The sequence below is a fragment of the Nocardiopsis coralliicola genome (assembly GCF_054779695.1).
This window is the reverse complement of the sequence record NZ_BAAGXT010000036.1, coordinates 1-25,706: the sequence shown is the minus strand read 5'-3', so window position 1 is coordinate 25,706 and position 25,706 is coordinate 1. Positions and strand designations below refer to the sequence as shown.

Below are 25,706 nucleotides of genomic sequence, written 5' to 3'. Positions count from 1 at the left end.
GAGGACGCGCGGAGCTGTTCGCGAGCGCGGTATGCCGGTCGTGCCCTCCGCAGGTCGTGGCTGGACGGTGCGCGTGCAGGGTCGACAACAGCGTGCAGGGCCGGTGTGTTCCCCGCGCGGAGTGTGTGCAGCGCCGCCGCATCCGGCCAGAGGCCCGGGAATGCGTCCGCGCCGGCCGCGGCGCGGCCGGCGGGAGACCGGCGGGGATCCGGGCCCAGCCGCCGCCGACAGCGGCTACAGAGTGGGGGAGAGGCGCTGCAGGGTCGCGCTCGTGGAGCGGCCGCGGGTGAGCGGAAGCTCCCACGCCTGGGCGCCGATCGCCTCGGCGCCGCGGCGCTTGGCGCCGGTGTGCGGATCGCCGGCGGTGAACGCCAGCGCGGCCGGGTGGATCGGCCGCAGCAGCTCGGCGTAGGCGTCCCAGCCGTGGACTTCCGGCGGACCGGAGACGATGAAGACGCCGTCGACGCAGCGGAGCGCGGCCAGCAGCTCGGCCCGCTCGGCGTCGGGGTTGACCGGCCGGTCGGGGCCCTTCCAGGCGCTCACCCGGCGGTCGTCCTCCACCCCCACGGCCAGCGGCAGGCCGCGGTCCCGGATGGCGTTCAGGAAGCGCAGGTGCCCGACGTGCAGGACATCGAAGACGCCGGTCACGACCGCCGGACGGGTCCCGGCGGGCGGCGCGGCGACCCAGTGCGCGGCCAGTGCCGCGGCAGCGGAAGCCGGTTCACCGGCAGACGACATCTCCCCCACCCCCTTCGCGCGCGATCGGCGCACGCGCTGCGCACCAGCGGTGCAGGACCGCGCGTGCAGCGCCCGGACCAACATACCTGCCGGGCCCGGTGCGCGCGGGCGCCGCTCCCGCTGTGCGGCCGGCCGGCAGCGCTCCGGGGCAGTGCTGCACCGCCCGGAACGGCGGAGGGCCAGGCCGGGTCTCCCCGGGCCTGGCCCTGTCGCGCTGCGGAGCGGGCGACGGGAATCGAACCCGCATGGCCAGCTTGGAAGGCTGGAGTTCTACCATTGAACTACGCCCGCGTGGCGCCGACCCCGCCGAGTTTCCTCTAGACTCGGGGAGCCGCCGGGGACCACATTACCGTCTCTGCAGCGCCGGTCGTACACGGATTTCCCGGAACGGCGCGGTGCCGGGGAGAGCGCCGGCGGAAGCGGGGAGTAGCGCAGCTTGGTTAGCGCGCATGCTTTGGGAGCATGAGGCCGCGGGTTCGAATCCCGCCTCCCCGACGATGCCGTACCGCTCCGGCGGGCGGCTGGCCTGTCGGAGGTGCCGGGGCACCGCCTCCGGGCTCGCGTCCGAAGGCCGTGAGCCCCCGCATGTCTGCCCTAGACTTGGTGTGATCAGCAGGGGACGCACGTGAGATTCTTCGATCCCGCTGGGCGGGATCCCTCAAAGAACCCCCACGGCGCGGTCGATCGGGCGGCGCGTGGCGCCGCGGCCGCGGAGCGTGCCCCCACATGCCGGGTCGACCCGGAAAACTGCCGGAAATCTAGGAGTACCGCCCCGTGAAGACCGATGTCGAGGAGCTCAGCCCGACCCGGGTCAAGCTGACCATCGAGGTTCCCTTCGAGGAACTGGATCACGCGTTCGACGTGACCTACAAGTCGCTGGCCAAGCAGGTCCGGATCAAGGGCTTCCGCCCGGGTAAGGCGCCGGCCCGGCTGATCGACCGCTACGTCGGGCGCGGAGCGGTCATCAGCGAGGCCGTCAACCACGCCGTCCCCGAGCTCTACAACGAAGCCATCCAGAAGACCGAGGTCTTCGCGCTCGGCCAGCCCGACGTGGAGATCACCCGCCTGGAGGACAACGACGAGCTGGCGTTCACCGCCGAGGTCGACGTCCGCCCGTCCTTCGAGGTGACCGGCTGGGAGGGCATCGAGGTCACCGTCGACGACGCCGGGGCCACCGACGAGCAGGTCGAGGACCAGCTCGGCAACCTCCGCGAGCGCTTCTCCACGCTGGTCGGCGCGAACCGCGCCGCGCAGAGCGGCGACCACGTCTCCATCGACCTCTCTGCCGCCATCGACGGGGAGAAGCTCGACGACGTGCAGGCGTCCGGTGTCTCCTACGAGGTCGGCACCAACACCATGCTGGAGGGCCTCGACGAGGCCATCGAGGGGCTGTCCGAGGGCGAGGACACCACCTTCACCACCACGCTCGTGGGCGGCGAGTACGAGGGCCGCGAGGCCGAGGTCACCGTCACCGTGCACTCGGTCAAGGTGAAGGAGCTCCCCGAGCTGGACGACGAGTTCGCCCAGCTCGCCAGCGAGTTCGACACCATCGAGGAGCTCCGCGCCGACGTGCGCAAGCGTCTCGAGGACAACCGCGGCGTGCAGCAGGTCTCCCAGGCCCGCGACCGCGCCATGGAGAAGCTCGTCGAGTCGATCGACATCCCGCTGCCGGACTCGGTCATCGACGACGAGGTGAAGCGCCGCCGGGAGAGCCTGGAGCAGCAGCTGCAGCAGGGCGGGCTCGGCAAGGAGTCCTACCTGGAGATGCAGGGCCAGTCCGAGGAGGAGTTCGAGGAGGAGCTCAAGACCAGCTCCACCTCCGCCGTCAAGGCCGGCTTCGTCCTCGACCAGCTCGCTGTGCAGGAGGAGCTCGCCGCCGGCCAGGAGGAGCTCAGCGCCTACATCATCGAGCAGGCGCAGAGCATGGGCGTCTCGCCCGACCAGCTGGTGCAGCACCTGGTGCAGTCCAACCAGATCCAGGTCGCCTACACCGAGGTCGTCCGCTCCAAGGCGATGGACCTCGTGGTCTCCAAGGCCGCGGTCACCGACGAGTCCGGCAACCCGGTCGCCACCGCCGACGCCGCTCCGGAGGCTCCGGCTGAGGCTGACGCCGAGGCCCCCGCCGCAGAGGAAGCCGCCGCAGAGGAGGCCGACGAGGCCCCCGCCGCGGAGGAGGCCGCCCCGGCCGAGGCCGAGGAGGAGCCCAAGGCGAAGGCGGCCAAGAAGCCGAAGGCCAAGAAGGCCGACGCCGAGGACGGTGCCGAGGAGCAGTCGGACGAGGCGCAGGACGCCGCCGCCGAGAAGTAGCACTCCCGTCCGGGACGGCTGCGGCCGCCCGGCAGCACCGGCCCCCGGCCGCGCACCGCGCGGCCGGGGGCCGCGTGCGTGCGCACCCGGTCAGCAGGGGGTTTCGGCGCTAGGGAACACGCGCCGGGAACCTGCGCTCAAAGCGAACAGGCCGCTGATCGGTCCGAGCAGGGCGGCCGCGACCGTTAGTGTCGCAAGCGTCGCAACAGTTTCGAATTCGGAGCAGGTGACGAGAGTGCCGCCGACCAGTACTGAGTCCACGCGAGTCGATGCCCGTACGGCCGAGTCGCCGATCCCCCCCATGTTCGAGCAGACGTCCCAGCGCCTGCTCCGCCAGCGCATCGTGTTCCTCGGCCAGCAGGTCGATGACGAGATCGCCAACCGCATTGTGGGTGAGCTGCTGCTGCTGTCCGCCGAGGACCGCAACCGCGACATCACCCTCTACATCAACTCCCCCGGCGGCTCCGTGACCGCCGGCATGGCGATCTACGACGTCATGCAGTACATCCCCAACGATGTCCGCACGGTGGGCATGGGGATGGCCGCCTCGATGGGGCAGTTCCTGCTCTGCGCCGGCGCGCCGGGCAAGCGCTTCGCGCTGCCGCACGCCCGCGTCATGATGCACCAGCCGAGCGGCGGCATCGGGGGGACCGCGTCGGACATCCGGATCCTCGCCGACGACCTGCTCTACGTGAAGAAGATGTTCCAGGAGCGGATCGCCTTCCACACCGGCCAGACCGTGGAGCAGGTCGAGAAGGACTCCGACCGCGACCGCTGGTTCACCGCCGAGGAGGCCCGCGAGTACGGCTTCATCGACGAGGTCCTGCAGGGGACGCTGGACGTCTCCGGCAACTCGTGACGTTCCGGCGACCCGTTTCCCGATCCGCTCGGTGCACCGTGGAGGGCCACAGACCATGAACCACTACGACATCCAGGCGTACGGCGCCGGCGGCACCGCCCCGGCCGGCCCGCAGAGCCGCTACATCCTTCCGTCCTTCGTCGAGCGCACGTCGTACGGCGTCAAGGAGATGAATCCGTACAACAAGCTCTTCGAGGAGCGGATCATCTTCGTCGGCGTCCAGATCGACGACACGTCGGCCAACGACATCATGGCGCAGCTGCTCACCCTGGAGCAGATCGACGCCGACCGCGACATCCAGATGTACATCAACAGCCCGGGCGGGTCGTTCACGTCGCTGATGGCGATCTACGACACCATGCAGTTCGTCCGCCCGGACATCCAGACGGTCTGCATCGGCCAGGCCGCATCCGCGGCCGCCGTGCTGCTCGCCGGCGGCACCAAGGGCAAGCGCGGCTGCCTGCCCAACGCCCGGATCCTGATCCACCAGCCCGCCACCGACGTGACTCGCGGGCAGGCGAGCGACATCGAGATCCAGGCCAACGAGATCATGCGGATCCGCAAGCAGCTCGAGACGACCCTGGCGCGGCACACCGACCGCTCCGAGGAGCAGATCTCCACCGACATCGAGCGCGACAAGATCCTCACCGCCGATGAGGCGAAGGACTACGGGATCGTCGACTTCGTCCTGCCCTACCGCAAGACCTCGATGAAGTAGTGCGCACCGAGGGGGCCACCAGCCGGGACGGCCCTAGGGTGTTTTTGGTGGGCGACGCGCAGCAGGGCGGTTGCCCACCAAACACGCCCTTCAGGCGCCCCTGAGGGGACCGGAATCAGCACACGCCGGGGACCGCCGGGTGGTGAAGCCGGTCCCCTTCTTCGCTTACGCTCGAATGAACGACGCACAGATCACCCCGTACGGGTGCGGCGCCGAAGGGCATATCCTGCAGGAGCGGGAGTCCGCTGGACGGCGGTCCCAGACCGTCCAGGCGGGTACGGGCGCTGTGACGGGGCGGCCGACGTTATAAGGAGTGGCTGGGTGGCACGCATCGGCGACGGTGGAGACCTGCTGAAGTGCTCGTTCTGCGGCAAGAGCCAGAAGCAGGTGAAAAAGCTCATCGCCGGCCCCGGGGTCTATATCTGCGATGAGTGCATCGACCTGTGCAACGAGATCATCGAAGAGGAACTCGCCGAGACCGCCGAGCCCAAATGGGACAGCCTGCCCAAGCCGCGTGAGCTGTTCGAGTTCCTCGACTCCTATGTGATCGGCCAGGAGCAGGCGAAGAAGGCCCTGTCGGTCGCGGTCTACAACCACTACAAGAGGGTCCGCTCGGAGCCGGAGCGCGGGCGCGACGAGGACGTGGAGATCGCCAAGTCCAACATCCTCCTGCTCGGCCCCACCGGTTCGGGCAAGACACTCCTTGCGCAGACCCTCGCCAAGATCCTCAACGTGCCGTTCGCCATCGCCGACGCCACCGCGCTCACCGAGGCCGGCTACGTCGGCGAGGACGTCGAGAACATCCTGCTGAAGCTGATCCAAGCCGCGGACTACGACGTCAAGAAGGCCGAGACCGGCATCATCTACATCGACGAGGTCGACAAGGTCGCCCGCAAGAGCGAGAACCCGTCGATCACCCGCGACGTCTCCGGTGAGGGCGTCCAGCAGGCGCTGCTGAAGATCCTGGAGGGCACCACCGCGAGCGTTCCGCCGCAGGGCGGGCGCAAGCACCCGCACCAGGAGTTCATCCAGATCGACACGACCAACGTGCTGTTCATCTGCGGCGGCGCCTTCGCCGGGCTCGACTCGCTGATCGACTCCCGCGTCGGCAAGCAGGCGATGGGCTTCAACGCGGTGCTGCGGGCGTCCGGCCCCGGCGCCGGCGAGGACCCGTTCTCCGCGGTCATGCCGGAGGACCTGCTGAAGTTCGGGATGATCCCGGAGTTCGTCGGGCGCCTGCCGGTCATCACCAGCGTGCACGACCTCGACCGGGACGCCCTGGTCCAGATCCTCACCGAGCCGCGCAACGCGCTGGTGAAGCAGTACCGCCGCCTGTTCGAGCTGGACGGCGTTGACCTGGAGTTCTCCGACGAGGCGCTCGCCGCGATCGCCGACCAGGCGATCCTGCGCGGCACTGGGGCGCGCGGCCTGCGCGCCATCATCGAGGAAGTGCTCCTGTCGGTGATGTACGAGGTGCCGTCCCGCGGCGACGTCGGCCGGGTCATCATCACCCGGGAGGCCGTGCTCGAGCACGTCAACCCGACGATCGTGGGCCGCTCCCGCGCCGACGACGAGGAGCCCGAGGAGAAGTCGGCCTGACCGGGCACGGGCCCGCCCCGCGGGCCCCGGAGACTGCCGGCGGGCCCTGCAGCGCCTTCCGAGGCGGTGCAGGGCCCTTCTGCTGCGCCCCGCTGCCCCCGCCCTGTTCGCCCGGGTATCCGCGGTGCGGCGGGGCCGGGTTCCGGGACGCGCGGCACCGCTGGCGCCGGCCCGGCATGCCGGGAGCGATCCGCGGCGCCTGCACCCGGGTTCTCCCTCCGGCCGCGCGCCCGCTGATCCGCCGGCCCGCCGCTGGTCAGTCCTCCAGCTGCTCCTCCATGCGGTTGATGTCTGCGCGCTGCTCGGCCATCACGTCGGAGGCCATCCGGAGCACCTCGGTGTGCTTGCCGTCGGTGCTGGCGGTCTCGGCCATCTCGATGGCGCCCTCGTGGTGGGCCGTCATCAGCTCGACGAAGAGCTCGTCGGCGTCGGCGCCGGCGGCGTCCTCCAGTTCGTCCAGCTGCTCCGGGGAGGCCATGCCCGGCATGTCCTCGTGGCTGACGCCGATCGGGCAGTCGCCGCCGCCGTGGTGGCCGCCCCCGCCGCCGTCCGCGCCGTCCCGCCACTCGGTGAGGCCGCACTGGTCGGCATAGTTGGGGTTGCCTTCCGCCGGGCCGTAGACGTTGTCCTCGAGCCACTTCTCCATGGCATCGATCTCGGGATCCTGCGCCGCTTCGATGCGCTCGGCGATCTTGGTGAGTCCGCCGTTCTCCAGGTCGCCGTCGACGGCCTCGGTCATCACCAGCGCCTGCCGGTGGTGCTCGATCATCATCACGACGTAGCGGACGTCGGCCTCGTTGTGCGTGATCTCCTGGTTCGCCGCGTCGATGTCCTCCTCGGAGGCCGGGGTCGCCTCGTCCCCGGGGCCGCCCGGTTGAAGGACCGGCGGATCGGCGCTGCCGCCGTCGCCACCGGAGCATCCGGCGGACAGCGCTAGGGCGAGGGCGGCGGTGACCGGAAAGGCCCTGCGGAGCACGGGGCCTCCTTCCAATGGAGCAGCGGGTAGGGGGTTTCTACTTCCGTGTGGGGCGTTTTGTCCAGCGTGAACCCCGTGTAACCGGGCGTATCCGATGCGCTCCGTATTTCGGCTCCCGGTTAATTTTGTCAATGGTCTTCCGAAAATGGGTGGATCGGCTCGGCCGGAACGGGTCGGGGTGCGGTACTCCTCGAATCCCCGGACGGGCGCCGCCAAATGCGGAAACAGGGGATCGGAGGGTGCAGAGGGGCGGAGGGCGACGCCGGAGATGTGCTGCGCCGCCCCGGCCGGAAGGGGTTCCGGGTGTGTCGCTCGGGTTACGCCCCTAGGCAGTGCTTGTCGCTTGTCGGTAGTTTTCTGCTGGTTTTTGTATCCACGGACGGATCCGCACCGCGGATGCTCCACGGACGACAGGAGTCCGGATGCCCACATCCCCCGGGCGGCGCTCCCGCGGGCCTTTGGCCCGCTTCGCCGCGTTCGCCGCCGCAACCGTCGTCGCACTGGGCCTGGCCGCGGCACCCGCGGCCGCCGACGTGCCGCCTGACGACAGCGTCGACAAGAGCGACAACGTCGAGCACCTGGCGAACCTGCCGAAGCCGGCCGGCCTGGACTCGACCGCGTCCTACAACAGCGACCTCGCGTTCACCGGCGACTACGCCATCGGCGGCAACTACGACGGCTTCGTCATCTACGACATCGAAGAGCCGTCCGAGCCGGAGATCGTCAGCACCGTGCTCTGCCCGGGAGGGCAGGGCGACGTCTCGGTCTCCGGCGACCTGCTCTACTTCTCGGTGGACTATCCGCGGGAGAGCGACGAGTGCGGCGCTGCGGAGTCGGATGCCTCCGACGCGGACGCGTTCGAGGGGATGCGGGTCTTCGACATCTCCGACAAGTCCCAGCCGGAGTACATCGCCTCGGTCGACACCGACTGCGGGTCGCACACCAACAGCCTGCTGCAGGGCGAGGACGCCGACTACATCTACGTGTCGTCGTATGCGCCGTCGGAGGAGTTCCCGAACTGCCAGCCGCCGCACGACAAGATCTCCATCATCGAGGTCCCGCACGATGATCCGGCCTCCGCGGCGATCGCGTCCGAGCCGGTGCTCTTCCCGGACGGCGGCAACGACGGCTCCGGCCCCAGCCGCGAGACCACCGGCTGCCACGACATCACCATGTTCCCCGAGCGCGACATCGCGGCGGGCGCCTGCATGGGCGACGGCGTGATCATGGACATCAGCGACCCGGTGGCGCCCGAGGTCGTGGAGACGGTGCGCGACGACAACTTCGCGTTCTGGCACTCGGCGACGTTCACCAACAACGGCAAGACCGTGCTGTTCACCGACGAGCTCGGCGGCGGGGCCGGCGCCACCTGCAACGAGGAGGTCGGTCCGGAGCGCGGTGCCAACGCCATCTACTCGCTCAAGGGCGGCAAGGGCGACCCGAGCCTGGAGTTCCAGAGCTACTTCAAGATCGACCGGCACCAGACCGATACGGAGAACTGCGTCGCGCACAACGGCTCGCTCATCCCGGTCAAGGGCAAGGACTACTTCGTCCAGGCCTGGTACCAGGGCGGTGTCTCGGTGATCGACTTCAACGATCCGGAGAACCCCGAGGAGATCGCCTACTTCGACCGCGGCCCGTTCGGCGGCGACGACCTCAGCGGCTCCTGGTCGGCCTACTACTACAACGGCCACGTGTACTCCTCGGAGATCCAGCAGGGCTTCGACGTCCTCTATCTGGACGACGACCGGGTCCGGAAGGCCGAGAAGCACACCTACGAGGAGTTCAACCCGCAGAACCAGCCGCGGTACTGACCGCCCCGGCCGGCTGCGCCGCTCCCGACCGCCGTTCCCAGCTGTCCGCCCGCCCCCGGGCTCCCCGGGGGCGGGCGGCTCGGCGGTACGCCGCTCCGCGCGCCGTACCGCACACCCCCACCCCGCTCACAAGGAGAACGCATGTCGCGACCCCCCACACGCCGGCGCGGCCGGTGGCGTGCAGCCGCCGCCCTCGCCGGAGCCGCGGGCCTCGCACTGAGCCTGCTCGGCGCAGCACCGGCAGCGGCCGACGCCGCGGAGCCGCCCTCCGACGCGATCATCAGCGACAACCTGGAGCACGTCGCGAACGTGCCCAAGCCCGAGGGCCTCGGCGAGACCAACAGCGACCTGGCCTTCACCGGCGACTACGCCATCGGCGGCAACTACAACGGCTTCGCGATCTACGACATCTCCGACCCGGAGAACCCGACGGTGGAGAGCACCGTGCTCTGCCCCGGCGGGCAGGGCGACGTCTCGGTCTCCGGCGACCTGCTCTACTACTCGGTGGACTATCCGCGGGAGAGCGACGAGTGCGGCGCTGCGGAGTCGGACGCCTCCGACGCGGACGCCTTCGAGGGCATGCGCATCTTCGACATCTCCGACAAGTCCCAGCCGGAGTATGTCGCGGCCGTTGACACCGACTGCGGGTCGCACACCAACAGCCTGCTGCAGGGCGACGGCACCGACTACATCTACGTGTCGTCGTATGCGCCGTCGGAGGAGTTCCCGAACTGCCAGCCGCCGCACGACAAGATCTCCATCATCGAGGTCCCGCTGGACGACCCGGCCTCGGCGGAGATCGCCGCGGAGCCGGTGCTCTTCCCGGACGGCGGCAATGAAGACCAGGACGGCCTGCTCCGGCCGACCGAGGGCTGCCACGACATCACCATGTTCGCGGAGCAGGACATCGCCGCTGGCGCCTGCATGGGCGACGGCATCATCATGGACATCAGCGACCCGGTCGCCCCCGAGGTCGTGGAGACCGTCCGGGACGACAACTTCGCGTTCTGGCACTCGGCGACGTTCACCAACAACGGCAAGAACGTGCTGTTCACCGACGAGCTCGGCGGCGGCGGAGCCCCGACGTGCACCGAGGAGATCGGTCCGGAGCGCGGGGCCAACGCCATCTACTCGCTCAAGGGCGGCAAGGGCGACCCGAGCCTGGAGTTCCAGAGCTACTACAAGATCGACCGCCACCAGGGCGACCAGACCTGCGTCGCGCACAACGGATCGCTCATCCCGGTCAACGGCAAGGACTACTTCGTCCAGTCCTGGTACCAGGGCGGCGTCTCGATCATCGACTTCAACGACCCGAAGAACCCCGAGGAGATCGGCTTCTTCGACGCCGACTCGCGGGTCGACCCGTCGATCGAGACCGACAGCGACACCTGGTCGACCTACTACTACAACGGCTACGTCTACTCCAACGACATCGAGCGCGGCCTCGACGTCCTGAAGATCGACGACGAGCGCCTCAACGGTGCCGAGAAGAACACCTACGAGGAGTTCAACCCGCAGAACCAGCCGAGGTTCTGATCCGGAGCCGCCGGCCCGCCGGCGTGCACCGGGTCTGACCGGGTCCCGGCGCCCCCGCACCGCTCGGCGGTGCGGGGGCGCCGCTGCGCGGGGTCAGCCGCCCGGGGCGCGGTCCGGCACGCGGAACAGCGCGTCGGTGTCGGCGCCGACGGCCTCCAGCAGGTGCGCGGCGAAGTAGACGGTGCCGAACGCGAGCACGCGCGGCCCGCGCGCCTCGATGGCGGCCGCGGTGAGGCCGGCGTGCCCGATCCGCTCCCAGGACGGCGGCAGCGGGTGCTCGAAGCGCAGATGCGCCAGCGGAAGGTCAGAGGCGGTGACCGGCAGCCCGGCCAGCTCCGCGATGGCTCCGCCGACGTCCTTGTGGTCCGGAAGCCCGACCAGGACCCGGTCGATCCGCGGCCACACCGACCGCGCATACGCCAGCGCCGCCTGCATGCCGGTCCGGTCGATCGCGCAGTCCACCAGGAGCTCGGCCCCGCCCACCCGGTGCCGGGAGAGCCGGCCCGGCAGCCGCACCGAGCCCAGCACCGCTGCGATCCGCGCGGGATCGTCGGCGGCGGGGTCGCGGCCCAGGACGGTCAGCATCCGCTCGGCCGCGGCGTATCCGACCACCGCCGAATGCGCCGACAGCCCCGGCGGGCGCAGCTCCGGCGCGGGCTGCACCCCGGGCGCGGCCGGGTCGACCTCCTCGGCCACCACCCGGCCGCCGGTCGCGGCACCGGCGGCGCGGCGCAGTGCGGCCGCCACGTCCGGCTGCTGCGGCAGGTGCACGAGCGCACGCGTGTCCGGGCCGGACACACCCGCCTTCTCATCGGCGATCTCGGCCGGGGAATCGCCGAGCACGCCGAGGTGCTCGCCGAAGACGGCACCCATCGAGACCACCCGCGGCCGGGTGAGCGCCAGATCGTCGCGGCGCCCGCCCTGGCCGGCCTCCAGGACGGCCACGTCGGCGCCGATCCGCTCGGCCTCCAGCAGCCCCGCGGCCAGGAACAGGCCGCTCGGCGCGAGGTGGCCGGCGGCCACCGGGTCGGCCGACCCCGGGTCGACCGGCGGCAGCCCCTCCGCGGCGGCGCCGACGGCGGCCCCCAGCTCCGCCATCCGCTCGGCGGTGGCCGAGCACCCGGAGACGCGGACCCGCTCCCGGTGCGACCGGTAGCTCGGCCCGGTCACCGTCACCACCCGCAGGCCCGCGGCGGCAAGCCGCGCCGAAGCGACGGTGGCCGCGGTGCCCTTGCCCTTGGATCCGACCACGCCGAGCACCGGCACCCGGTCCTGCGGGTCGCCCAGGGCGCGCAGCAGCGCTGCCATCCGCGGCAGACTGCGCCGCTGTCCGGGCGCGCGCCGCTCCCATTCGCGGGTGAAGACGGAGCTCATCGGCATGGCCCCTTCCTACCGCACCGCTGCCGGCGGCCTTGGCGCCGCGTCCCCGCTGCGGGCCCTCGGGGCCGCCGCCGCCCCGGGGGAGAGGGACTCCTCACGGCGGCTCGGGGCGGGGCCGGGCGCCGCGGCGGCCGTCCGTCAGTAGTGTGGAGGCGTGCGATGCGTGACGGGGGAGGCGCCGGCCGGCAGGGCCGCGGCGCAGACGGAGACGGGGGCCCAGCGGTGAGCAAGGACGGCGTGCATCCGCGCTACCGGGAGGTCGCGGCCGCGATCACCGCCCGCCGGGTGGAGAGCGATATCGACCCCACGCTGGAGCGGGTCGCCGAGGTCCTCGACCTCCTGGGCGACCCCCAGCGCAACTTCCGCGTCGTGCACGTGACCGGCACCAACGGCAAGACCTCGACCGCGCGGATGATCGACGCGCTGCTGCGCGAGCGCCGGCTGCGCGTCGGCCGCTACACCAGCCCGCACCTGCGCACGATGCGCGAGCGCATCGTCGTCGACGGAGAGGCGGTGACGGAGGAGGAGTTCGTCGCCGCCTACGACGACGTAGTGCCCTACGTGCGGATGGTGGACGACTCCACCGGCACCCCGCTGTCCTTCTTCGAAGTCCTCACCGTGATGTCCTACGCCCTGTTCGCCGACGCTCCGGTCGACGTGGCCGTCGTCGAAGTCGGCATGGGCGGAACCTGGGATGCGACCAACACCGCCGACGGCGACGTCGCCGTGGTCACCCCGATCGGCATCGACCACACCGAGTTCCTGCCGGACACCGTCGACGGCATCGCCGAGGAGAAGGCCGGCATCATCAAGCCCGGTGCGATCGCCGTCCTCGCCCAGCAGCCGCTCGAAGCGGCCGAAGTGCTCGTCCGCCGCGCCTCGGAGGCCGACGCCGTGGTCGCCCGCGAAGGCATCGAGTTCGGCGTCCGGCACCGCGAGGTCGCCGTCGGCGGGCAGCTCGTCACCGTGCAGGGCCTGCGCGGCACCTACGAGGGCCTGTTCCTGCCGCTCTACGGCGCCCACCAGGCCGGCAACGCCGCGGTGGCCATCGCCGCAGCGGAGGCGTTCGCCGCTCCGGGCGAGGGCGACGACGCCCTCGACCCCGAGCTGGTCGCCACCGCGCTGGCCGGCGCCGAGGCGCCCGGCCGGCTGGAAGTGGTGCGCCGCGGGCCGACCGTGATGGTCGACGCCGCGCACAACCCGGCCGGCATGGCGGCCACCGCCGCAGCGGTGGAGGAGTCCTTCGGCTTCACCCGGCTGGTCGGGCTGGTCTCGATCCTGGCGGACAAGGATGTCGAGGGCATCCTGGAACCGCTGGAGCCGCTGGTGACCGAGATCGTCGTGACCAGGAACTCCTCGCCCCGCGCGCTGCCCGCCGCCGAGCTCGCCGGCATCGCCGAGCAGATCTTCGGCCACGAGCGCGTGCACACGGTGGACCGGATGGACGACGCCATCGCCGCCGCGGTCAACCTCGCCGAGGAGACCGGAGAGACCTCCGGGACCGGTGTCCTGATCACCGGTTCCGTCGTGACCGCCGGCGACGCCGGCCTGCTGCTCAAGGGGGAGTGACGGTGCGGACCATCTGCACGGTCGTGCTCGCGTTCGAGGTCGTGGTGATCGCCCTCGCCGTTCCGGTGGCGGTGCAGCTCGCCGGATTCTCGCTGGCCACCGCCGGCGCGCTCTACGGCGGGCTGGCGCTGGCCGCGCTCGTGCTCGCCGCCCTGCAGCGCTACACGTGGGCGCACTACGCGGGGTGGGTGCTGCAGGGCGCGTTCCTGATCACCGGTTTCATGGTGCCCGGCCTGGCGTTCCTCGGCGTGGTGTTCGCCGGACTGTGGATCGCCGGCGTGTGGCTGGGCCGCAAGACCGACGCGGCCAAGGCCGCGCACGAGCACCGGGAGCGCCTCGCCGCCCAGCGGGCCGAGGCGGAGGAGTCCGGCGCCGAGCCGCCGCGGCCGACCGCCACCGCCTGAGCACCGGGCGAGGGCGGCGCCGCGGTCCGGTCGGCGCGGCCGCTCCGCTGCGGGCGCGGCGAGGGCGGGGTGCGCGGTAGGGTGCCATCACGCTCGGGACCATCCGCGCCCGCCGCACCCCCTGCCGCGCGCGGTCCCTCCGCCCGCCGCCGTCCGGCCCCCGGGGCCGACGGCCGCATGCCAGCGGAGCGAGCCGATACGTTGCACACCCCTGTTGCGAGGAGAGAAGTCACCGTGGAGCGCACCCTTGTCCTGATCAAGCCCGACGGCGTGCGGCGGAACATCATCGGCGAGGTGATCTCCCGCATCGAGCGCCGCGGCCTGAAGATCGTCGCGCTCGACCTGCGCACCCTCGACGAGGAGACCGCGAAGACGCACTACGAGGAGCACGCCGAGCGGCCGTTCTTCCCGTCGCTCGTCGAGTTCATCACCGGCGGACCGCTGGTCGCGATGGTCGTCGAGGGCGAGCGCTCGGTGGAGGCGTTCCGCGCCCTGGCCGGCGCCACCGACCCCGTCTCGGCCGGGCCCGGCACGATCCGCGGCGACTTCGCCCTGGAGGTCCAGGCCAACATCGTGCACGGCTCGGACTCGACCTACTCGGCCGAGCGGGAGATCAAGCTCTTCTTCCCCGACCTCCAGCACTGAGGAGGCGCTGAGGCAGGCTCCTCAGCACAGCTCCGCCCCGCAGGGGCGGCGGCGTCCGCGGGCGCCGGGCGGTAGCGACCGCCCGGCGCCCGTTCTGCTGCTCCGGCAGGGCTTCGGCGGTGCTGCCCGCTGCCAATCCGGAGGCTCCGCGCCGGATGGCGCAACGATTCGGTGTGTTTGCGTAACGGGACAGATGCTCAGCGTTACGATACGGGTGCTGGATACACATCCGTTCACGAACGAGACCGTATTGCCCGCCCCGCGCGCGACGCGCCGCTTTGGTGCCGCTGAGGACGAAAAATGCCCAACAATCTCGCCTTTCTCGGCCGCGACATGGCGGTCGATCTCGGTACCGCGAACACGCTGGTGTACGTGCGGGGCCGGGGGATCGTGCTGAACGAGCCGTCGGTTGTGGCGCTCAACACCGCCAACGGCAAGATTGTCGCGGTCGGCATCGACGCCAAGCAGATGATCGGCCGCACCCCGAGCAACATCACCGCCGTGCGCCCGCTCAAGGACGGCGTCATCGCCGACTTCGAGATCACCGAGCGCATGCTCCGCTACTTCATCCAGAAGATCCACCGCCGCCGCCACTTCGCCAAACCGCGCGTCGTGGTCGCCGTGCCCAGCGGCATCACCTCGGTCGAGCACCGCGCGGTCAAGGAGGCCGGCTACCAGGCGGGCGCGCGCCGGGTGCACATCGTCGAGGAGCCGATGGCCGCCGCGATCGGAGCCGGCCTGCCGGTGCACGAACCGACCGGCAACATGGTCGTCGACATCGGCGGCGGCACCACCGAGGTCGCCGTCATCTCCATGGGCGGCATCGTGACCTCCCAGTCGATCCGGGTCGGCGGCGACGAGCTCGACCACTCCATCTCCACCTACGTGAAGAAGGAGTTCTCGCTGATGATCGGGGAGCGGACCGCCGAAGAGCTCAAGGTGGCCATCGGCTCCGCCTATCCGACCGGCTCCGAAGAGATGCACGCCGAGGTGCGCGGCCGGGACCTCATCTCCGGGCTGCCGAAGACGGTGGTGCTTTCGGCCGCCGACGTCCGCCAGGCCATCGAGGAGCCGGTCACCGCCATCGTGGACGCGGTGCGCACCACCCTGGACAAGTGCCCGCCGGAGCTGTCCGGCGACGTGATGGACCGCGGCATCGCGGTCACCGGCGGCGGCGCACTGCTGCGCGGCCTCGGCGACCGGCTCCGGCACGAGACCGGCATGCCGATCCACCTCGCTGAGAACGCCCTGGACTCGGTGGCGATCGGCTCGGGCACCTGCGTGGAGAACATCGAGCGCCTGAACCAGGTCCTCGTCCCGGAACGGCGGCGCTGAGATGCGGCGCGACAGCACGCGCCCGCGCCTGGTCCTGGCCCTGCTGATCGCCGCGTCGCTCGGGCTCATCGCGCTCGACGCGGGCGAGGAGCCGCAGCCCGCGGTGGCCGGGGCCCGGTCCGCCGCGGGCACCGCGTTCGGCCCGGTGGCCGCCGCGGTGTCCACGGTCTCCCGGCCGCTGGCGTCGTCGCTGTCGGCGGTGCGGGCCGCCCCCGGGGCGCAGCAGCGCATCAGCGAACTGGAGGAGCGCAACCGGGAGCTCACCGCCGAGCTGGACGCGAGCGCCGCCGACGAGAAGCGCTCCACCGAGCTGGAGGACCTGCTCGGCCTGTCCGGGCTGGGCGGCTACACCGTGGTGCCGGCCCAGTCGGTCACCCGCCTGGGCTCCGGCGGCTACGCCGACACGGTGACCCTGGACGTCGGCGAGCGGGACGGCGTACAGGCCGACATGACGGTGCTCAACGGCGACGGCCTGGTCGGCCGGGTCGTCCGCACCTCACACGCCACGGCCACCGTGCTGCTCTTCACCGACGGGGCCTCCTCGGTCGGCGCGCGTATGGAGGGGTCGCGCCAGATCGGTGCCGTGCACGGCAACGCGCGCCCGCTCAAGGCCGACGCGCCCGCGGTCCTGGAGCTCATGCAGTCCGACGCGCGCATCGAAGAGGGGGATCGCATCGTCACCATGGGGTCGCACGCGGACACGCCGTTCGTTCCGGGGGTGCCGGTCGGCACCGTGACCGAGGTCCGCGACACGCCGGGGGCGCTGAGCCGCACCGCCGAGGTGCGGCCGGCGGCCGACCTCGGGGCACTCGACATCGTCGGGGTCGTGGTCGCCGCACCGGAGAAGGACCCGAAGGACGGCGTGCTGCCGCCGAAGCCGGAGGCCGACGCCGAGCGCACGCCCGGGGAGGAGCGGTGAAGGGGCTGCTGAGCGCTGCCGTACTGGTGGCCGCGGTGCTGGTCCAGACGGCCGTCGTCAACCGCATCCCGCTGCCGTGGGGGGTCGCGCCGGACCTCGCCGTGGTGGCGGTCGTCGCGGTCGCGCTGCGCAGCGGCCGCACCTCCGCCGCCATCGGCGGATTCCTGACCGGGCTCGCCGTTGACCTGCTGCCGCCGGCCGACCACGAGGTCGGCCGCTACGCGCTGCTGTACTGCCTGGCCGGGTATCTGGCGGCGGCCTGGTCGCGCGGCGACGTCCACTCGTTCTGGGCCCGCTACTCGGCCGCCGCCACCGCCGCCGCCGGCACCGCACTCGGCTACGCGCTGCTCGGCGCCGCCCTGGGCGACCCGCGGGTCGGACTGGTGGCCGCGGCGCTCGGTGTTCCGGCGACGGCGCTGGCCACGGCGGTCGCGGCGCCGCTCGTGCTGTGGCCGGCCGACCGGCTGCTGCGCACCGCTGACCCGGACCGCTACGCCGCATTCCCCGCACTGGGGACGCCGCTGCGCACCGAGGGGTGGATCCGATGAGCCGGCCGCGCCGCATCTGGAGCGGCAGGAAGCGCCCCGACGACACCCCGCCGGCGCCGCCCGGCGAGCGCACCCCGCCGGTGGTGGGCGGACACCTGAAGATGGCCGTCGCCCAGGTGCTGGTACTGGTGCTGTTCGCGGTGCTCGCCGGCCGCCTCTGGTACCTGCAGGTGCCGATGGGCGACCACTACGCCGAGCTGGCCGCGTCCAACCGCACCCAGGAGCTCATCGTGCCCGCGACCCGCGGGCAGATCGTCGACTCGGCCGGCCGGTCGCTGGTGCGCAACCGCACCGAGCTGGTGGTCTCGGCCGACTACCACAAGCTCAAGGAGCAGCCGGACGGCGGCAAGGCCGTTCTCGCCCGGGTTGCCGACGCCGTCGGCGAGCCGGCGGACGAGATCGCCAAGCGGCTGCGGCTGTGCGGCCCTGAGGTGAGCCGCCCCTGCTGGCCCGGGTCGCCGTACCAGCCCGTCACGCTCGCCGAAGGCGTCGACGCGAAGGCCGCGCTGCAGATCATGGAGCAGCGCGAGGAGTTCCCGGGTATCTCCGCCCAGCAGCTCGCGGTCCGCGAGTACCCGCGCGGCGAGAGCGCGTCCCAGGTCCTCGGCTACCTGCAGCCGGTCTCCCAGGAGGAGCTGGAGGCCCGCGAGGAGCTGCGCGCCCAGTTCAGCGGCGTCGACCAGGTGGGCCGGGACGGCCTGGAGGCCGTCTACGACGAGGAGCTGCGCGGCACCGCCGGTGTGCGCACGCTCGCGGTGAACAACCGCGGCGACGTCACCGGCACCGTGCACGAGCAGGCCCAGGAGCCGGGCAAGCACCTGGTGACCACGCTGGACGCCGACGTCCAGAAGATCACCGAGAAGGCGCTGCAGAACGGCATCGAGCGGGCCCGCGGCGACGGCAAGCCCGCGAAGTCGGCCGCCGGCGTGGTGATGAACGTGCGCACCGGCGGCATCCTCGCGATGGCCAGCCTGCCCACCTACGACCCGACGGTCTGGGACGGCGGCATCGACCAGCAGACGTTCGACGAGATGCTGAGCGAGGAGGCGGGCGAACCGCTCACCTCCCGCGCGCTGCAGGGCCAGTACCCGCCGGCGTCCACCTTCAAGGTGGCCTCGCTGGCGGCGGGCGTGAACGGCGGCGCGTCGCTGAACGGCACCTACGGCTGCCCGTCGTCGATCACGGTCGGCAACCGGTCCTTCGAGAACTACGAGGGCACCACGCACGGCAGTCTCAGCCTGCACCGCGCCATCGTCGTCTCCTGCAACACGGTCTTCTACCAGCTGGCCTACGACCAGTGGAAGAAGGAGGGCGGCTCCGACCCGAAGAAGAACCCCGACGACGCGTTCCAGGAGGCCGCGGAGGGGTTCGGCTTCGGGCAGCCGACCGGCATCGACCTCCCGCACGAGGGCGCGGGCCGCGTCCCGGGCCGCGAATGGAAGAAGGAGCTCTGGGACACCACCAAGGACCAGAGCTGCAAGGAGGCCAAGGAGGGCTTCCCCGACATCGAGAAGGAGGACCCGCAGCGCGCCTCCTACCTGCAGTCGGTCGCCAAGGAGAACTGCACCGATGGCTACCGGTGGCGCGCCGGTGACGCGGTGAACTTCTCCATCGGCCAGGGCGACGTGCTCGTCACCCCGCTCCAGCTGGTCCGCGCCTACGCGGCGATCGCGAACGGCGGCACGCTGTACGAGCCGCACGTCGGCAAGGCCCTGGTCTCGGCGGACGGTTCGGAGACGCAGCCGATCAAACCGCAGAAGACCGGCGAGCTGCCGGTGGACGACGAGGTCGTCGAGTACCTGCAGTCCGCGCTCGCCCAGGTGCCGAAGCAGGGCACCGCCAAGGGCGCCTTCGGCGACTTCCCGCAGGACCAGGTCTCCATCGCCGGCAAGACCGGTTCGGCGTCGGCCATGGGCCAGGAGTCCTCCGCGTGGTTCGCCTCCTACGCTCCGGCCGACGACCCCGACATCGCCGTCGTCGTGCTCATCCCCAACGGCGGCACCGGCGGCGAGACGGCCGCCCCCGTCGCCAAGGAGATCTACGAGGGCATCTACGGGTTCTCCGGCAAGGGCGACGACGACAAGGGCAAGGACAAGGACGACAAGGACGAGGGCGACGGCGGCCCGGTCCTGCCGGGCGGCGAACCGCGCGAGGAGCTGCCCGAGGTCCGCCCGGACGGCTCGATCGCCGAGGACGACACCAAGCCGTGACCGCCCACCGACGAGGAGATTCCGGTGACCATCCGCACCGGCCCCGAACCGCAGCCGCAGGCCCCGCCCGCCGGCACCGCTGCCCGGCTCATCGCCGCCGCGCGGCCGCGCCGCCTCGACTGGATCCTGGTGGCGGCGGTCGCCGCGCTGTCGGCGGTGGGCGTGCTGCTGCTGGCCGCGGCGACCTACATCCCGGGCCACCCCGAGGAGACCCTGCACTACGTCCAGCGCCAGCTGCTCTACGTCGCGCTGGGCACCGCGGTCGCTGCGGTGGTGGCCGCGGTGGACTACCGGACCCCGAAGGCCTACGCGCCGATCGTGTACGCGGTGTCGCTGGTCGGGCTGGTGCTGGTGTTCACCCCCCTGGGCGCCACGATCAACGGCGCCCGGGCCTGGATCGTCATCGGCGGCCTGCAGCTGCAGCCGGTGGAGATCGCCAAGGTCGGGCTCATCCTGATGGCGGCGATGCTCCTCGGTGAGCCGCGGGACGGCGACCGGGAGCCCACGGCGCGCGACGTCCTGTTCAGCCTGGCGGTGCTCGCCGTGCCGGCGCTGCTCGTGGTGGGGCAGCCGGAACTGGGCTCGCTGATGGTCGTCGGCGCCACCTACCTGGGCATGCTCGCGATGTCCGGCGCGCCGCTGAAGTGGATCGTGGGCCTGGTGGGGTGCGCCGTCGCCGGCCTCGTCGCCGTCTGGTGGTTCGGCCTGCTGAAGGCGTACCAGCTCGCCCGGCTCACCAGCTTCGTCGACCCGGCCGCCGACCCGCAGGGGCGCGGCTACAACGCCAACCAGGCGATGATCGCGGTCGGCTCGGGCGGCGCCGGCGGCACCGGCCTGTTCCAGGGGGAGCAGACCAGTGGCCGCTTCGTCCCCGAGCAGCACACCGACTTCATCTTCACGGTGGCCGGCGAGGAACTGGGTTTCGCGGGCAGCTTCTGCATCATCGCGCTGCTCGGCGTGGTCCTGTGGCGGATCCTGGCGATCGCGTCCCGCTGCAAGGAGCCCTACGGCCGGCTGCTCTGCGTGGGCGTGGCGAGCTGGTTCGGCTTCCAGAGCTTCATCAACATCGGCATGACGCTGGGCATCGCGCCGATCACCGGCATCCCGCTGCCGTTCGTCTCCTACGGCGGTACCGCCACCATCGCCAACCTCGTGGGCGTGGGCCTGGTGCTCGGGGTGAAGGCGCGCGAACGCCAGTTCGCGTGACGCGCCGCACGCCGGTGCGGCGAGTGTCTAGGGTGGTGCGCGAGGGACGGGGCGGGCAGCGGACGCGGGCGCAGCGCTCCCGCGGCTCCGGAGCCCGCCGACACGCCAACCGGGTGCGAGGGTCGGATGCGGTTCAACGCGGGTGACAGTGTGCTGGCGGAGCTGGAGCGGCTGCTGCCGCGGGTGCGCAAGCCGGTCCAGTACGTCGGGGGCGAACTCAACTCGGTCGTGCAGGAGTGGGACGCGGCCGAGGTCCGGTGGGCGCTGATGTACCCGGACGCCTACGAGGTGGGCGTGCCCAACCAGGGCGTGCAGATCCTGTACGAGATCCTCAATGAGCGCCCCGGCGTACTGGCGGAGCGGACCTATGCGGTCGGCACCGACCTGGAGGAGCTGATGCGGGAGCACGGCATCCCGCAGTTCACGGTGGACGCGCACCGCCCGGTGGCCGGATTCGACGTGCTCGGCGTGAGCTTCGCCAGCGAGATGGGCTACACCAACCTGCTGACGGCGCTGGACCTGGCGGGTATGCCGCTGCACGCCGCGGACCGGTCGCAGGAGCACCCGCTGGTACTGGCCGGCGGGCATGCGGCGTTCAACCCGGAGCCGATCGCGGACTTCGTGGACGCGGCGGTGCTGGGCGACGGCGAAGAGGTGGCGCTCGCGATCACCGAGGTGGTCCGCGAGTGGAAGCGGGAGGGCCGGCCGGGCGGCCGCGACGGCCTGCTCGCCCGGCTGGCGGCGTCCGGCGGCGTCTATGTGCCGCGATTCTATGACGTCTCCTACGCCGAGGACGGGCGTATCGGCGGCTACCGGCCGAACCGGCCGGGCGTGCCGTGGCAGGTGCAGAAGCACACGGTGATGGACCTGGACCGGTGGCCGTACCCGAAGAGCCCGATCGTGCCGGTGGCGGAGTCGGTGCACGAGCGGTACAGCGTGGAGATCTTCCGCGGATGTACGCGGGGCTGCCGGTTCTGCCAGGCGGGGATGATCACGCGGCCGGTGCGGGAGCGCAGTGCGCGGACGGTCGCGTCGATGGTGGAGCGCGGTGTGGCGTCGTCGGGGTTCCAGGAAGTGGGGCTGCTTTCGCTGTCCAGCGCGGACCACAGCGAGATCGGCGCGATGGCCAAGGGCCTGGCAGACACCTATGAGGGCACGCACACCGGGCTGTCGCTGCCGTCGACGCGGGTGGACGCGTTCAACATCGACCTGGCGAACGAGCTGACGCGGAACGGCCGCCGGTCGGGGCTGACGTTCGCCCCCGAGGGGGGCAGCGAGCGGATGCGCCGGGTGATCAACAAGATGGTCTCCGAGCAGGACCTGATCCGCACGGTCGCGGCGGCCTACGCTGCCGGCTGGCGCCAGGTGAAGCTGTACTTCATGTGCGGCCTTCCGACGGAGGAGGACGCCGACGTCCTGGCGATCGCGGACCTGGCCAAGGAGGTCGTGCGGACGGGCCGAGAGGTGTCGGGCCGCACCGACATCCGGTGCACGGTGTCGATCGGCGGGTTCGTGCCGAAGCCGCATACGCCGTTCCAGTGGGCGGGCCAGGCGCCGGCGGAGGCGGTGGACGCGCGGCTCCGGAAACTGCGCGACGCGCTCCGGTCGGACCGGCGGTTCGGCAAGTCGATCGGGCTGCGCTACCACGACGGCGCGCCGTCGGTGGTGGAGGGGCTGCTGTCGCGCGGCGACCGCCGGGTGGGTGCCGTGGTGGAGCGCGTGTGGCGCGACGGCGGCCGGTTCGACGGCTGGAGCGAGTGCTTCGACTACGCCCGCTGGGAGCGGTGCGCCGCCGAGGTGTTCGCGGATTCCCCGGTGGGCCTGGAGTGGTTCACGCTGCGCGAGCGGGAGGAGTCCGAGATCCTGCCGTGGGACCACCTGGATGCCGGCCTCGACCGGGAGTGGCTCTGGCAGGACTGGTCCGACGCCCAGCACGCTGAGGAGTCGGTCGAAGTCGACGACTGCCGCTGGACCCCGTGCTACGACTGCGGCGTCTGCCCGTCCCTGGGCACCGAGATCCAGCTCGCCCCCGCCCCCGCCGATCCGTCCCGATCCCTGCCCCTGCACGTCCTGTAGCCGCACAGGGCGCCGGCTGCGGCGCGCGGAGGTCGGTGCGGACCCAGAGGCGCCGGGCGGAGGCAGCGGCAGAGGACGCGGCCACCTGCGGCGCGCAGCGCCGGTCTCTCCCCTGCACCGAGGGGTGACGGCCCGGCGGAGAGCGCCCATCCTCACACCCGTGGTGTGGTGGCCCCGAATGGGCGTCGCCTGGAGTGGGCGTGGGCCTATTGGAGGCTTCGGGGGCCCGTAGTGGGGATCGGCCCTCTGGGAAGCCGTGGCAACGGCTGGCAAGAGGAGGGGAGGGGTGTTCCTCGGCCCCGTGGTGTGGTGGCCCCGAATGGGCGTCGGCTGGAGTGGGCGTGGGCCTGTGGGGGGTTCGGGGGGTGTCCCCCCGGTGGGGATTGGCTCTCTGGGAGCTGCCCGCAGCGACAAGGGGAGTACCCGTGGCGATGGTGGGGGGTGTTCCTCGGCCCCGTGGTGTGGTGGCCCCGAATGGGCGTCGGCTGGAGTGGGCGTGGGCCTGTGGGGGGTTCGGGGGGTGTCCCCCCGGTGGGGATTGGCTCTCTGGGAGCTGCCCGCAGCGACAAGGGGAGGGGAAGCATGGCCCGGCGCCCCGCTCGCGCCGGGCCATACGTGCAGTAAGACGGACGGGGGGCGGGGATGGTTGGCAAGGCGGAGCGAAAAACTCGAAAAAAAATTGGGCTGTTGTATCGGAGCAGGTCACCGGGTTGCGGTTTGGCGGATTGGGGCGGGCCTCGGGTGTCGCGGCCGTGCTGAGGGGGCGGTTGGGGTGCGTGGGGTCGCGGTCGGGGCCGGCCACCCTGCTGGCGGGGGGCCGCCCGGTGGCTTAAGGGGGCGGTGGCGGGGGAAGAGCACCTGTGGAACAAGATCCACTCGCGGAGGGTGCCGCCCATCGCGTCGGATGATCGGTCGACACCGCCTGTCCGGTGGCGCGCGCCCCCTAGCGCGGGCCGTAGGCTGAACGGGACGTGGACTTCCGCGCGCGGTCTGACGGGAATGTCGGATCCGCCGCTGGAGTTGAGCATGAAAGGAGCACCACTGCCCCCGGTACCCCAGGGCACTGCACCGCCCTCGCCTGAGCCGCTCGGAGCGAAGCTGCGGGTCCGCTACGCCAAGCGCGGGCGGATGCGTTTCGCCAGCCACCGCGATATCGCGCGTGCGCTGGAGCGGGCTGTGCGAGCGGCGCGGGTGCCCGTCGCCTATTCGGCCGGGTTCACGCCGCATCCGAAGATCTCCTATCCGGGAGCCGCTCCGACCGGGGTGGCCAGCGAGGCGGAGTACTTCGAGATGGCGGTGGCGGAGCCGGCGGATGCGGCGGAGGTGCGCGCCAGCCTCGATGCGGCCCTGCCAGCAGGGCTGGATGTGCTCGAGGTCGCGGAGGCGGGTTCGGGCGGTCTGGCGGACCACTTGGAGGCATCGGAGTGGAGAGTGGAGCTGCCCGGCGTCGACCCCGGCGTCGCCGAGCAGGCCGCGGCCGCGTTTCTCGCGGCCGAGGGTGTCGAGGTTGAGCGCGTCACGAAGAAGGGCCGCCGCCGTTTCGATGCGCGGGCGGCCGTGCTCCGGTTGGAGCCCGAGGCGCGCGGCACAAGGGGACACAACGCGACATATGCCATACTTCGGATGGTCGTTCGGCATACCACACCGGCCGTTCGACCGGACGACGTAGTCACCGGCCTCCGCCGAGTAGCCGGCCTCGCGCCGCCGTCATCACCGATTATGACGCGGCTGGCGCAGGGGCTGCTGGACGGAACGTCCGACGGGATCGCCGATCCGCTGCATGCGGAGAGCACGGCGGACCCGACCGGGCGCGCGGCACAGGGACCGCGGCCGTCCGGGCCTGTGGAGGGGGCGCGCGGTGCGCCGCTCCCGTCGGGGGACACGGGCCAACCATGACGACTTCGCCCGGCTGCGCGGGAGCGCCGCCGGCGCCGATTACAGCGACGACAGCCTTCGCGAGCGGCGGCCGAGGCTACCGGCCCCGGCCGCGCCCGAAGGCTCTGACGGGAGACCGCCCGGATGCTCGAGAACGAGCCCAACAGCGGTGCCGACGGCACCGCGGGAACAACTGAAACCACTGCGGGCGCTGCTGCGCCCACGCCAGAGCCGGAAATCCGGGTCAGCGCGCCCACCCGCTCCGCCGGCGCCCGGCGTGCGGCGGGCCCACCGCCCGAACCCGAGCCGGCTGCGCCGCCCGCCCGCCCGCTGACCGCTCCGGCCGGCTCGGTGGAGCCGGAGGCGGCCGTCTCGGTGGCTGTCAGCCAGCCGTCCGGGAGAGGCGCGGGTGCTCGCCGCGCCGCCGCCGCGCCGCCCGAACCCGCAGCGAGCACCGCGGCAGCGGGAGGCGCAGAGCCCCCCGCCGCTGCAGCCGGCGAGGAGGCCGCCCCCAAGACGCGCAGTCGCCGCTCGGCGGCGGCGAAGCGCGCGGCCGCCCCGGCCGACGAGCCGGCCGGCGCCGGTTCCGCCGCGGAGAGCGGCGGCAGCACCGGCAGCGGAACCGCCGAGGAGGCGCCGGCCGAGCGCCCGCGCCGCTCCCGGCGCCGCACCGCGGCCCGCGCCGAAGAGCCGGTGGAGCCGGCTGCCGGCTCTGCTGAGGCCCCCGCCGACGACGAGGAGTCCGCAGCCGAGGCGAACGGCACCGGTGCCTTCCAGGCCCCGATGGTGCTCTTCCAGCCGCCGGTGGCACAGCCGGCGGCGGCCCAGCGCCCGGCCGGCCCGCCGGCCGAGGTTCCGGCCGACGAGCTCGCCGAGCAGGACGGCGCCGGCGCTGAGAGCGCTGCGGACAGCGGCGACGCTGACGACGAGGACGACGCCGAGGGCGGCGAGCGCCCCGCGCGCCGGCGCCGCCGGCGCGGAGGCCGCGGCCG

General features: G+C 72.1%; 19 protein-coding genes, 2 tRNA genes and 1 pseudogene. 18 read left to right on the top strand and 4 right to left on the bottom strand.

Annotated elements, in window-relative coordinates; genetic code table 11:
* Positions 1-234: 234 nt before the first annotated feature.
* Complete coding sequence (locus ACYVGT_RS20940; RefSeq protein ID WP_460861111.1) at positions 235-738, bottom strand: adenylyltransferase/cytidyltransferase family protein; 504 nt, start codon at positions 736-738, stop codon at positions 235-237.
* A gap of 220 nt (positions 739-958) precedes the next feature.
* Positions 959-1,029 (bottom strand) — tRNA-Gly (locus ACYVGT_RS20935).
* Positions 1,030-1,158: 129 nt separating this feature from the next.
* On the opposite strand from ACYVGT_RS20935, the gene ACYVGT_RS20930 reads away from it, so the two are divergent.
* The 5 genes from ACYVGT_RS20930 to clpX all read left to right on the top strand — a co-directional run bounded on the left by ACYVGT_RS20930 (position 1,159) and on the right by clpX (position 6,221).
* A tRNA-Pro gene (locus tag ACYVGT_RS20930) sits at positions 1,159-1,233 on the top strand.
* A 279-nt stretch (positions 1,234-1,512) separates the two neighbouring features.
* Positions 1,513-3,045 carry a trigger factor gene (gene tig, locus ACYVGT_RS20925; protein ID WP_460861109.1) on the top strand — a complete coding sequence of 511 codons (1,533 nt, stop codon included), beginning with the start codon at positions 1,513-1,515 and terminating at the stop codon, positions 3,043-3,045.
* A 292-nt stretch (positions 3,046-3,337) separates the two neighbouring features.
* Complete coding sequence (locus ACYVGT_RS20920) at positions 3,338-3,904, top strand: ATP-dependent Clp protease proteolytic subunit (protein WP_460861191.1); 567 nt, start codon at positions 3,338-3,340, stop codon at positions 3,902-3,904.
* A 55-nt stretch (positions 3,905-3,959) separates the two neighbouring features.
* Positions 3,960-4,622, top strand: a complete 663-nt coding sequence (locus ACYVGT_RS20915; protein ID WP_460861107.1) for an ATP-dependent Clp protease proteolytic subunit — start codon at positions 3,960-3,962, stop codon at positions 4,620-4,622.
* A gap of 321 nt (positions 4,623-4,943) precedes the next feature.
* Positions 4,944-6,221 carry an ATP-dependent Clp protease ATP-binding subunit ClpX gene (gene clpX / locus ACYVGT_RS20910; RefSeq protein ID WP_460861105.1) on the top strand — a complete coding sequence of 426 codons (1,278 nt, stop codon included), beginning with the start codon at positions 4,944-4,946 and terminating at the stop codon, positions 6,219-6,221.
* A gap of 256 nt (positions 6,222-6,477) precedes the next feature.
* Here clpX and ACYVGT_RS20905 read toward each other — a convergent pair whose 3' ends face one another.
* Positions 6,478-7,197 (bottom strand): DUF305 domain-containing protein, encoded by a 720-nt coding sequence (locus ACYVGT_RS20905; RefSeq protein ID WP_460861101.1) that lies wholly within the window; start codon positions 7,195-7,197, stop codon positions 6,478-6,480.
* A gap of 422 nt (positions 7,198-7,619) precedes the next feature.
* Here ACYVGT_RS20905 and ACYVGT_RS20900 point away from each other — a divergent pair, with 422 nt between their 5' ends.
* Both ACYVGT_RS20900 and ACYVGT_RS20895 read left to right on the top strand, forming a co-directional pair.
* Positions 7,620-9,011 carry an LVIVD repeat-containing protein gene (locus tag ACYVGT_RS20900; protein WP_460861099.1) on the top strand — a complete coding sequence of 464 codons (1,392 nt, stop codon included), beginning with the start codon at positions 7,620-7,622 and terminating at the stop codon, positions 9,009-9,011.
* A 141-nt stretch (positions 9,012-9,152) separates the two neighbouring features.
* Positions 9,153-10,547: an LVIVD repeat-containing protein gene (locus ACYVGT_RS20895; RefSeq protein ID WP_460861097.1), complete on the top strand. Its 1,395-nt coding sequence runs from the start codon at positions 9,153-9,155 to the stop codon at positions 10,545-10,547.
* Positions 10,548-10,640: 93 nt separating this feature from the next.
* Here ACYVGT_RS20895 and ACYVGT_RS20890 read toward each other — a convergent pair whose 3' ends face one another.
* Positions 10,641-11,927 (bottom strand): hypothetical protein, encoded by a 1,287-nt coding sequence (locus ACYVGT_RS20890; RefSeq protein WP_460861092.1) that lies wholly within the window; start codon positions 11,925-11,927, stop codon positions 10,641-10,643.
* Positions 11,928-12,149: 222 nt separating this feature from the next.
* Here ACYVGT_RS20890 and ACYVGT_RS20885 point away from each other — a divergent pair, with 222 nt between their 5' ends.
* The 11 genes and pseudogenes from ACYVGT_RS20885 to ACYVGT_RS20835 all read left to right on the top strand — a co-directional run.
* Positions 12,150-13,496 (top strand): bifunctional folylpolyglutamate synthase/dihydrofolate synthase, encoded by a 1,347-nt coding sequence (locus ACYVGT_RS20885; RefSeq protein WP_460861189.1) that lies wholly within the window; start codon positions 12,150-12,152, stop codon positions 13,494-13,496.
* A 2-nt stretch (positions 13,497-13,498) separates the two neighbouring features.
* Entirely contained in the window at positions 13,499-13,900 is a 402-nt protein-coding gene (locus ACYVGT_RS20880; RefSeq protein ID WP_460861089.1) for a DUF4233 domain-containing protein, read from the top strand.
* Positions 13,901-14,134: 234 nt separating this feature from the next.
* On the top strand, positions 14,135-14,545 hold the full coding sequence (gene ndk / locus ACYVGT_RS20875; protein ID WP_460861085.1) for a nucleoside-diphosphate kinase: 411 nt from the start codon (positions 14,135-14,137) through the stop codon (positions 14,543-14,545).
* Between the two features lie 300 nt (positions 14,546-14,845).
* Positions 14,846-15,880: a rod shape-determining protein gene (locus ACYVGT_RS20870; protein WP_460861082.1), complete on the top strand. Its 1,035-nt coding sequence runs from the start codon at positions 14,846-14,848 to the stop codon at positions 15,878-15,880.
* Position 15,881: 1 nt separating this feature from the next.
* Positions 15,882-16,799 carry a rod shape-determining protein MreC gene (mreC, locus tag ACYVGT_RS20865; protein ID WP_460861078.1) on the top strand — a complete coding sequence of 306 codons (918 nt, stop codon included), beginning with the start codon at positions 15,882-15,884 and terminating at the stop codon, positions 16,797-16,799.
* The gene (mreD, locus tag ACYVGT_RS20860; protein ID WP_460861075.1) at positions 16,796-17,347 is read left to right on the top strand and encodes a rod shape-determining protein MreD; all 552 of its coding nucleotides are present in this window, start codon (positions 16,796-16,798) and stop codon (positions 17,345-17,347) included. Before mreC ends, mreD begins: the two co-directional genes overlap by 4 nt.
* Positions 17,344-19,557, top strand: coding sequence for a penicillin-binding protein 2 (gene mrdA / locus ACYVGT_RS20855; protein ID WP_460861072.1), 2,214 nt, complete (start codon positions 17,344-17,346; stop codon positions 19,555-19,557). The genes mreD and mrdA overlap by 4 nt, the downstream gene beginning before the upstream one ends.
* A 90-nt stretch (positions 19,558-19,647) precedes the next feature.
* Positions 19,648-20,763 (top strand): rod shape-determining protein RodA, encoded by a 1,116-nt coding sequence (rodA, locus tag ACYVGT_RS20850; RefSeq protein ID WP_460861188.1) that lies wholly within the window; start codon positions 19,648-19,650, stop codon positions 20,761-20,763.
* 126 nt (positions 20,764-20,889) lie between these two features.
* Complete coding sequence (locus ACYVGT_RS20845) at positions 20,890-22,839, top strand: TIGR03960 family B12-binding radical SAM protein (RefSeq protein WP_460861070.1); 1,950 nt, start codon at positions 20,890-20,892, stop codon at positions 22,837-22,839.
* A gap of 1,026 nt (positions 22,840-23,865) precedes the next feature.
* A complete protein-coding gene (locus ACYVGT_RS20840; RefSeq protein ID WP_460861186.1) occupies positions 23,866-24,735 on the top strand; it encodes a TIGR03936 family radical SAM-associated protein in 870 nt (289 codons plus the stop codon).
* Between the two features lie 123 nt (positions 24,736-24,858).
* Positions 24,859-25,706, top strand: a pseudogene (locus tag ACYVGT_RS20835) (ribonuclease E/G); the annotation flags it as partial.